This is a genomic window from Nocardia salmonicida NBRC 13393 (genome assembly GCF_001613085.1).
GTDB lineage: Bacteria > Actinomycetota > Actinomycetes > Mycobacteriales > Mycobacteriaceae > Nocardia > Nocardia salmonicida.
Genome location: NZ_BDBR01000063.1, coordinates 39,634 through 47,441, shown reverse-complemented (window position 1 = coordinate 47,441; position 7,808 = coordinate 39,634). Strand labels below are relative to the sequence as shown.

Sequence of the window (7,808 nt, the reverse complement as noted above, 5' to 3'; positions counted from 1 at the left end):
GGATGAAGACATGGAAGATACTGCGGGACTGCCGTTTACGTGGTGACGGGGTAGGTGTCGCGATGGCTGGGGTAGCGACTCTGGCCAACCTCGCCCACGCTTACTGATTCCTGGCGGGCGGATCGTTCGCCGTCGCTAATTCAGACTTACGGGACATCCCTTAGGGCCCGTGTCGAAGTCCCACCCCGGGCGAGCCTTTGGGGCTTATCGCTATCCGTCCGTGTTGGGAAGGGTGATCTCCTGCGGAGTCTTGTCGGTTCGGATTCCCCGGAAGCTGGGGTGTCGCAGTAGGCCGTCGCCGCTGATCTCGCGGTACTCGATGTCGGCGACGAAGACTGGCTCGACCCACCACGCGGCGTGTGCGATGGGCGGCGGTGGTGGGTTGTCGAGGGGGCTGGTTTCGCGACGGACTTTGTCCAGTGCGGTGCGGATGCTGCGTCGTGATGCCGCGGTGAAGCCGGTGCCGACGCCGCCGATGCAGCGCAGGCGTCCGTCGGGGGTGTGTCCGGCCAGGACCAGGCCGCCGAAGGTGGTGGCGTTGGCGCCGTTGCCGGGGACCGCGCCGACGATCACGGCCTCGGTTGTGAGTCGCAAGACCACTTTCGTCCAGGCTGAGGAGCGGCGGCCGGGTTCGTAAATCGAGTCGCCGTGTTTGCAGACGATTCCCTCCAGCCCGGAGTCGGCGGCGATCCGGAGCAGTTCCTCGGCGTCGGTCTCGGCCAAGGACCACATCGGTGGAACCCGTACGTGCTCACCGTCGTCGAGGGTGAGGTCGGCCAGTTCGGCGCGGCGTGTGCGGTAGGGGTCGTCGAGCAGGCTCTGGTCGTCGACGCCGAGCAGGTCGAACACGATGTAGTCGACTCGTACCTGGTCGATCAGTAGGGCTGAGGGGCGTCGGACGTGCATGCGTCGCTGTAGCCGGGAGAATGAGGGGGCGCCGTGGTCGTCGGGGGCGACGAGTTCGCCGTCGAGCAGCATGGTGCGTCTGTCGGTGATCTCGGTCAGCGCGGTGACGATCTCGGGGTAGGAGCCGGTGATCTCGCGTAAGTTGCGGCTCCACAGGCTGATCCCGGTCGGGGTGCAGTGGGCGATCGCGCGGACGCCGTCCCATTTCATTTCCGCGCACCAGCCACCTGGCGGCTGTGGTGGCCGTCCGGCCTTGGCCAGCATCGGTGCCGGCACCGAGAAGCCCACAAGATCAGTTTAGGCCGGTCCCGGCCGATCAGGCGGTCATGCTCGGCACGGCGATGTCAACAGCGGTCGTGTCGCTCATCGGTCGGCGGACGTTCCGTAGATGGTGTCTTGGCATCTCTGTCGTTCCAGCTCGGAAGCACAGTCCCAGTCATGGGGTTGTCCTCTCACACCGAAGAAGCAGCTGCGCTCACCCTAGCCAGCGAAATAGGGCAACCGCCGAGTCGACACCCGGTCCACGGCGGGGCGGGACAGTCGTATGTAGGCGTGCCGACACAGAACAGCCCCGGAATCCTGATTGATTCCGGCGCTGTTGCCGTCTCGGGGGTCACAGGGCGCTCAGCCGTTTTTCCATCGCTCGGCGGATCAACGTCCGTGCGCGCTCTCCGGTGACCGCCTGACGGGCGAGGACATCGAACGCTCGTGCGTAGAGCCGGATCTCTCGTGGCTGGGTGACGTTCAGCTCTGCGGAGATTGTTTCGACCTGGACCAAGCGGTCATCGAACATGACGAACCCGTTGATCGTCGGTGCTCGGTAGACCGCTGCGGCGGGGACGATCGTCAACGACACCCGCGCAAGCTCCATGACGGTCTGGAGGCGGTCGAGTTGGCCCAACATGACCTGATCGTCCCCGGCGGTCGTGTGGAGCACCTGCTCAGCGATGACGAACCAGAACCGATGACGGCCGTGGTAGAGCACCCGTTGCCGCTCGATGCGGGCGGCTACGCCCTGCTCGAGGTCGTTCGGGGTTTCGTAGAAATCGGTGACGCGGGCAAGTATCCAACGCGCGTAGTCGGCCGTCTGCAGGAGACCGGGCACTACCTGCGGCTCGTACCAGCGTGTGACCTCGGTGTCGGCTTCGAGCTTGACGGCCTGTTTCTGCCGACGCTTCGTGCCGGTGGCCAGGACGCGCCGGTACTCCAAGTAGGCCGCCTCGATGTTGCGCAGAGCTGCGATGAGGTCGGGCAGATTCTCGGTGCTGCGGGTGTACTCGCACCATGTCCGAACGTCGTCCTCGGACGGCGTCTGTTTTCCATATTCGATCTTGCTGACCTTGGATTCGTGCCAGCCCGCGAGACCCGCGAGGGCGCGACCGGTGAGTCGGGCGTCGTGGCGAAAGCCCCGGAGTTGGAGCCCCAGGGCCTCGCGTGCCGCGTGGACGGCGCCTGTCACCGCTGGGGTTCTCCGGCGGCATACTCATCGCGAGGAACCGACTTCAGCCAGACCGTGTCTCGAACTTCCCGCAGCATCGCGAGAATCCTGCGGTCCGTGGTCACCGCACCGCCCGCGAAACGGCCGGACGGCTCGAAGACGTTGAACGAGGCGACCTCGTCATCGAAGAGCCACCAATCGTCGGCGGTCAGTAGCTCAGGGTCGATGTCGGCGCGGTCGATGTACTGGATCTGTTCCCCCGCGCGGATGTTCTCCCGCGCGACATGCAGACACCACCGCGTGTAGTCGGTGTGCGGACGGCTGACCACCCGAACCCGGCGCACAGTCGCACCGGACGCGGTCAGGTCGGCCACCTGGTCGAGCCACGGCGTCATCCATCCGTAGTCGTCGGGTTCACCGGCCAACCATCGCGTGTATGGCCCGCTTTCGAGGTCCACGGCGTAGGCGTCTTGGACCTCGAGGTGGAACGCGTCGCGCTTGGTTCGGCGGAACAGCTCACCGAACCCGTCGTCACTGAGTTGCTGCATGACCGTAGAACTCTCGCTTTCCTAGCGGTACCTCGATGGCTGTTTCGTCGGCAGCCAGGTGGATCTGTGCGAGCGTGTCCGCCTCAGTGACCGGGCGGCCGGTGAGAGTGAACGTCCCTCGGCCGGTGTCGGTGAGCGTTGCGCCCCAAGTAGGTGCGTGGCTTTGCGAAACCGGTGAGCAAGTGGGGGATTTCGACCTTGTCGGCGGTGTCGGTCGTCCAGCCCTGCACCAGGAATGTGTCCTGGTCTGTCTCGTAGAGCGATGGGCACCCGTTCGTGTTCGATCCACCTGATCCCAGAAAATGAAGCTTCACTTTGGACCCTCCCTTCCAGCGGTGTGCGTGAGTTTTCGTCACGCACGTTCATGGTCGCGTGAAACCCAGTGTGCTGACCAGTATTTGCGTAGATTCGAGCAAACTGAAGCAAAGTCATAGTCTTGCTGACCTCGCGGTTCGTACGTTGAACACGGCTGCGGTAGCGAATGACAGATCCTGATGGCCACTCCCTCTGTGTTGGGCCTCGCTACCGGATGCCTACCAACTTCGGCCCTGGAAGGCGCGCCATGAGCAAGGCGATAGATGAGACGTTGGACGCCCTGCGCGAACGTGCGGCGCTCCGTTCGATGACCGTGAAGTCAGCGTCGGAAGGCTGGGCCCTCGCGAGTCCCTTCCGGGTGGTCTGCCTCGGCTCCTTGGCCGACGTCGCCGATTGGCTCGCGGCCGCCGAATCGCGCAATCACCAGCCGCTCCCGCTTTTCGCGATCGGCGTGAGGGCGGACTCATGATCACGCTCGGGTTCGTTCTCGCGGTTGTCATCCCGGCGGCCGTCCTGGTCGGCGCGATCGTCTGGCCCGAACGCATCACAGCGGATCGGACGGTGGGCGGGATCCAAGCGCGCGTCGAATCCGAGCGCGGGCAGGAAACGAGGCCGCCGGAATAGTGCCCGGTCGTCGCACCGGGCAACAATGCCACACGCGCACTTGGGATCTGGGAAACTGACGCGGTGGCGATAGACCCAGCAATTGCAGCGCTGCTCGGCACGCTGCTCGGCGTGGTGAGTACGATTTTCACATCGCGAGCAACGGCCAAGGCCGCTGAGCGGAAGGATATTCGGGCTCGGCGGGCTGAGCTACGCAAAGAGCGTCGTGAAGCCGCCCATGCCTTCAACGAGATCTACCAAGAGCTCGAAGAGCATCTTGCTTCGGGTGGGGAGCGCGACCGAACCCTGATTCGCCGGATGTGGGTCGCTCACAACAAGCTCGCCTACGTAGCGGGCGACGAGTTGCAGGTCGCGACCACCGAACTTGCAGATCAGCTCAACGTGATGTTCTGGAGTTCGGAACCTTGGACGAACGGACGCTTCTATGACTCGCTGCTGCCGGTAAATCGTAAGTTCCAAGCCGCCGTCCGTAGCGACCTGCGTGAGGAGTGACCCGGCCACCGGATGTGCAGCTCAGATCAAATTGACCTGCTGTCTGTGAGTGGGCGCAGAGGGGATCGAACCCCCGACCGCTGGTGTGTAAAACCAGTGCTCTACCGCTGAGCTATACGCCCTGGCACCGCCGGGGAGTACCGGCGGTGTCGGGTTATGAATATCGAGCACACGATTCGCGTAGCCGAGCTATCCAGCGACGCCCTCATCGCCGACCTGGAACGCTCCATCCGCGTAGCCGACGGAGTAGTCGCGGTCGTGAACGCCGCCGCGCACAGCACCCCCCGGCTCGAAACCATGTTGCGAGTCGCCGACGACCATCAGGTGGCCTGCCTGGTGAGCGGGCTCGATCAACCCACCGCCGACTTCGACCGCTGCGTCCGCGCGATCGCCGACATTCGTGGGGCAGCGCCGTTGGCACTGCAGATCCCCGTCGGTACCGGCGCCGACTTCGACGATGTCCTCGACCTGGCTCCGATGGTGGCCCTCGGCCCCACGGCAACCGAATCCTTCGGAATCCATGGGAAAGCCGCCGAGCGGTGGTGCCGCACACTCGTCGAGACCCTGACCGAACATGATCCCGCGGACTCCCTCACCCTCCGAGACCTGCACAACCGCATCCGCCGACGCACCCGCAACGGTGACGTCGTGCCCATGCTGTGCGGCACACCCCTCGCCAGCGACGACATCACCCCACTCCTGGACGCCATCGTGCGCTACCTGCCATCCCCGATGTACGTCTGCCAGCCAGAACACGCCTTCGACTACTGACTGCCGCGTTCGGGACAATATCTGTGGGCGCGTGATATCGCGTTGCTCGGCAACCCGCCACAATCGGGCCGCGTCCTCGTGCCGCCCCAGCTTCCAACGCGGTAGTCCGGTCTCGATCCGACACAGCGTCACCTGATTTCCCGGATCGTTCGGTGTTTTCCGGTATGCCACGCGTGTCCGGGCTCGTCTGGTGGTGCGACGGGATCGGGCGGCTCGTCAGGATGCTGCCCCCGGTCGGCTGAATTGGGTGTCGGCCCTGCGCAATACGCCGTTGCAGGCGTTGCAGGTGTACTGGGGTTCGAGCAGGTGCTCGCCCGCGCTGTGCACGATCGTCAGACCGGACCGTCCGTCCTCGGTCAAACGTCGCGCCGCCCACGCGTTGAGCGCGGCGAACACGGGAAAGAAGTCGAGGCTCTTGGGGGTGGTGCGGTACTCCTGTCGTCGCGCGCCGTCCACGATCGGCGTGCGGACCAGCATGCCGTTGTCGACGAAGTACGCGAGGCGGTCGGTCAGGGTGACCGGCGAGATCGACCCGAGCCGGTCCTGGAAATCGCCGAACCGGCGGTTGCCCTCGAGGGCAGCGGCGAGCAGGAAGGTCGACCAGCGATCGGCGAGCACGCTGCTGGAGTCCATCCCCGGCGCGTCCGCCTTCGCGGTGCGCCGGGACCGGCGGTCGGCGACGTCGACGAGCAGCGGCGCGTCGACCTCGGTCCGCACGTCGCGGGCGGTCACCCCGATCGCCTGACACCCGCCGCAGCCGAACACCGGGGTGATGAGGTGCCCACATGTGCGGTGCCGCAGCTGGGTGGTCGGCCGGTCGGGCGCCCACGGCGCCCAGTGGCGGTCCCAACTCCACAGTGCGACGAAGGCCAGCCACAGATCGTCGCCGAGATCGGTGAGGCGGTACTCGTTGCGCGGCGGCGCGGTCGAGTACGGATGCGCGTCGAGGATCCCGTCCTCGATCAGCCGGCCCAGGCGATGCGACAGAACGGCGTCGGAGATCCCCAACTCCTCACGCAGTTGCGCGAAACGTTCGGCGCCGCCGAAGACGGCCCGCGTGATCTGCAGATTCCATCTGTCGCCCGCGATGAGCAGGGCGTGCCCCAGCGCGGACGATGCCGGGTGGGTCGGGACTGAGGACATGGCGTCAATCATCGCAAACAGGGTCCGGCCGGGCGCCACGGCGCTGTGTCCGGGCGTCTGCGCGAGTAGCTCTTCACTTAGAAGTAATCGAAAAAAATGCACGGTTCAATCCGGGAGGTCTTACCGGCATTATCGGCGATGTTTCGCCTTTTTACTGGCGATTTGCCAATGAAACGAGTGAGTCTTAGTAACTCTTTATCTTGTAGTAACAGCGGGTCGTAACTAGCCTTGGATGCGACAACAAGGAGGAAAGATGACGAACCCCGTGTACGTGCTCGGAGGCGCCCAGACCGACTTCGCCAGGAACTGGTCGAAGGAAGGGCTCGGCCTGGTCGACATGTTCGCCGAGACCGTGCCCGCCGCCCTGGCCGACGCGCGAGTGGACGACCGCGAGGTCGGCGTGATCCACGTGAGCAACCTCGCCGGCGAACTCTTCGCGGGCCAGGCCCAGCTCGGCGGCATGGTGGTCGCGGCGGTGCCGGGCCTGGACGGGCTGCCGAGCACCCGGCACGAGGCGGCGTGCGCCTCGGGCAGCACCGCGATCCTCGCCGCCTGCGCGGACATCGAATCGGGCCGCTATGACGTGGCGCTGGTGGTCGGCGTCGAGCTGATGCGCAATGTGTCCGCGCAGACGGCTGCCGGATATCTGGGGACCGCGGCGTGGGCGGGGCGCGAGGCGCTGGATGCGCAGTACCCGTGGCCCGCGCTCTTCGCCGACATCGCGCAGGAATACCAGCGGCGCTACGGCCTCGATCACGCGCATCTGGGCCGATTCGCGGAGATCGCGTTCGGCAACGGATCCCGCAACGGCCTTGCGCAGACCCGGGACTGGGACTTCCCGGCGGGATCCTTCGACGAGAACGACGAGGTGAACCCCCTCGTGGAGGGGATGCTCCGCAAGACCGACTGCGGGCGCATCACCGACGGCGCCGCCGCCGTGGTGCTGGCCGGACCGAAGTTCGCGCGGGCATGGGCGCAGCGGACCGGAGCCGACCTGGACCAGGAGGCCACGATCGCCGGATTCGGCCATCGCACGGCCACGCTGCTGCTCACGGACAAACTCGCCGCGAGCGCCGACCAGGACTACCTGTTCCCGCACCTGCGCGGAGCCGTCGAGGACGCCTACCGGCGCGCGGGGATCGCGGGCGTAGCCGATCTGGATGTCGCCGAGATCCACGACTGCTTCACCATCAACGGGCTGGTGACGCTCGAGCACATCGGTCTGGCCGATCCGGGCAAGGGCGGCGAGGCGGTGACGGACGGCTCTATCGAACGCGGTGGGCGGCTGCCGGTGAACCCCAGCGGCGGGCTGATGGCGCACGGGCACCCGGTGGGCGCCACCGGAGTTCGCATGGTGCTCGACTCGGCTCGGCAGGTCACCGGCCGGGCCGGAGACCATCAGGTCGACGACGCCCGCCGGGCCCTCACCGTCAATATCGGCGGTTCGTTCACGACCGTGGTGACCACGGTCGTCGTCCGGGGTACCCGGTGACCGGCGGCCGCGCCCGCCCGGCGACGGCCTAGCCACCAACGACGAAAGTCTCCTGGGCGACGCGGTTTCGGACCGCCTC

Annotated in this window: 9 protein-coding genes, 1 tRNA gene and 1 pseudogene; 6 read left to right on the top strand and 5 right to left on the bottom strand. The window is 66.1% G+C overall.

Annotated elements, in window-relative coordinates; all coding sequences use genetic code 11:
• A pseudogene (locus tag NS1_RS40615) lies at nt 1-107 on the top strand (IS5/IS1182 family transposase); the annotation flags it as partial.
• Between the two features lie 103 nt (nt 108-210).
• Here NS1_RS40615 and ligD read toward each other — a convergent pair.
• The 3 genes from ligD to NS1_RS36665 all read right to left on the bottom strand — a co-directional run bounded on the left by ligD (nt 211) and on the right by NS1_RS36665 (nt 2,892).
• Nucleotides 211-1,194, bottom strand: coding sequence for a non-homologous end-joining DNA ligase (gene ligD, locus NS1_RS36675; RefSeq protein WP_084465321.1), 984 nt, complete (start codon nt 1,192-1,194; stop codon nt 211-213).
• 325 nt (nt 1,195-1,519) lie between these two features.
• Nucleotides 1,520-2,365 (bottom strand): helix-turn-helix domain-containing protein, encoded by an 846-nt coding sequence (locus NS1_RS36670; RefSeq protein WP_062992068.1) that lies wholly within the window; start codon nt 2,363-2,365, stop codon nt 1,520-1,522.
• Entirely contained in the window at nt 2,362-2,892 is a 531-nt protein-coding gene (locus NS1_RS36665; RefSeq protein WP_062992066.1) for a DUF6879 family protein, read from the bottom strand. Before NS1_RS36665 ends, NS1_RS36670 begins: the two co-directional genes overlap by 4 nt.
• Nucleotides 2,893-3,454: 562 nt before the next feature.
• Here NS1_RS36665 and NS1_RS36660 point away from each other — a divergent pair.
• From NS1_RS36660 to NS1_RS36655, 3 genes are all read left to right on the top strand, one after another.
• Entirely contained in the window at nt 3,455-3,676 is a 222-nt protein-coding gene (locus NS1_RS36660; RefSeq protein ID WP_062992064.1) for a hypothetical protein, read from the top strand.
• Complete coding sequence (locus tag NS1_RS40610) at nt 3,673-3,831, top strand: hypothetical protein (RefSeq protein ID WP_157125597.1); 159 nt, start codon at nt 3,673-3,675, stop codon at nt 3,829-3,831. Before NS1_RS36660 ends, NS1_RS40610 begins: the two co-directional genes overlap by 4 nt.
• A 63-nt stretch (nt 3,832-3,894) precedes the next feature.
• The gene (locus tag NS1_RS36655; protein WP_062992062.1) at nt 3,895-4,323 is read left to right on the top strand and encodes a Z-ring associated ZapG family protein; all 429 of its coding nucleotides are present in this window, start codon (nt 3,895-3,897) and stop codon (nt 4,321-4,323) included.
• Between the two features lie 50 nt (nt 4,324-4,373).
• Here NS1_RS36655 and NS1_RS36650 read toward each other — a convergent pair.
• Nucleotides 4,374-4,445, bottom strand: a tRNA-Val gene (locus NS1_RS36650).
• A gap of 34 nt (nt 4,446-4,479) precedes the next feature.
• On the opposite strand from NS1_RS36650, the gene NS1_RS36645 reads away from it, so the two are divergent.
• A complete protein-coding gene (locus NS1_RS36645; protein ID WP_062992060.1) occupies nt 4,480-5,094 on the top strand; it encodes a GTP-binding protein in 615 nt (204 codons plus the stop codon).
• Between the two features lie 216 nt (nt 5,095-5,310).
• Here the strand turns inward: NS1_RS36645 and NS1_RS36640 are convergent, their stop codons facing one another.
• The gene (locus NS1_RS36640) at nt 5,311-6,237 is read right to left on the bottom strand and encodes a winged helix-turn-helix transcriptional regulator (protein ID WP_063816370.1); all 927 of its coding nucleotides are present in this window, start codon (nt 6,235-6,237) and stop codon (nt 5,311-5,313) included.
• 253 nt (nt 6,238-6,490) lie between these two features.
• Between NS1_RS36640 and NS1_RS36635 the strand changes: the two genes are divergently transcribed.
• Nucleotides 6,491-7,729, top strand: coding sequence for an acetyl-CoA acetyltransferase (locus NS1_RS36635; RefSeq protein ID WP_062992056.1), 1,239 nt, complete (start codon nt 6,491-6,493; stop codon nt 7,727-7,729).
• The last annotated feature ends 79 nt before the right edge of the window (nt 7,730-7,808 follow it).

Coding starts and splice junctions, on each gene's coding strand:
- NS1_RS36665 (WP_062992066.1), bottom strand. CDS start 2,892: ATGCAGCAACTCAGTGACGACGGGTTCGGTGAGCTGTTCCGCCGAACC.
- NS1_RS36660 (WP_062992064.1), top strand. CDS start 3,455: ATGAGCAAGGCGATAGATGAGACGTTGGACGCCCTGCGCGAACGTGCG.
- NS1_RS40610 (WP_157125597.1), top strand. CDS start 3,673: ATGATCACGCTCGGGTTCGTTCTCGCGGTTGTCATCCCGGCGGCCGTC.
- NS1_RS36645 (WP_062992060.1), top strand. CDS start 4,480: ATGAATATCGAGCACACGATTCGCGTAGCCGAGCTATCCAGCGACGCC.
- NS1_RS36640 (WP_063816370.1), bottom strand. CDS start 6,237: ATGTCCTCAGTCCCGACCCACCCGGCATCGTCCGCGCTGGGGCACGCC.
- NS1_RS36635 (WP_062992056.1), top strand. CDS start 6,491: ATGACGAACCCCGTGTACGTGCTCGGAGGCGCCCAGACCGACTTCGCC.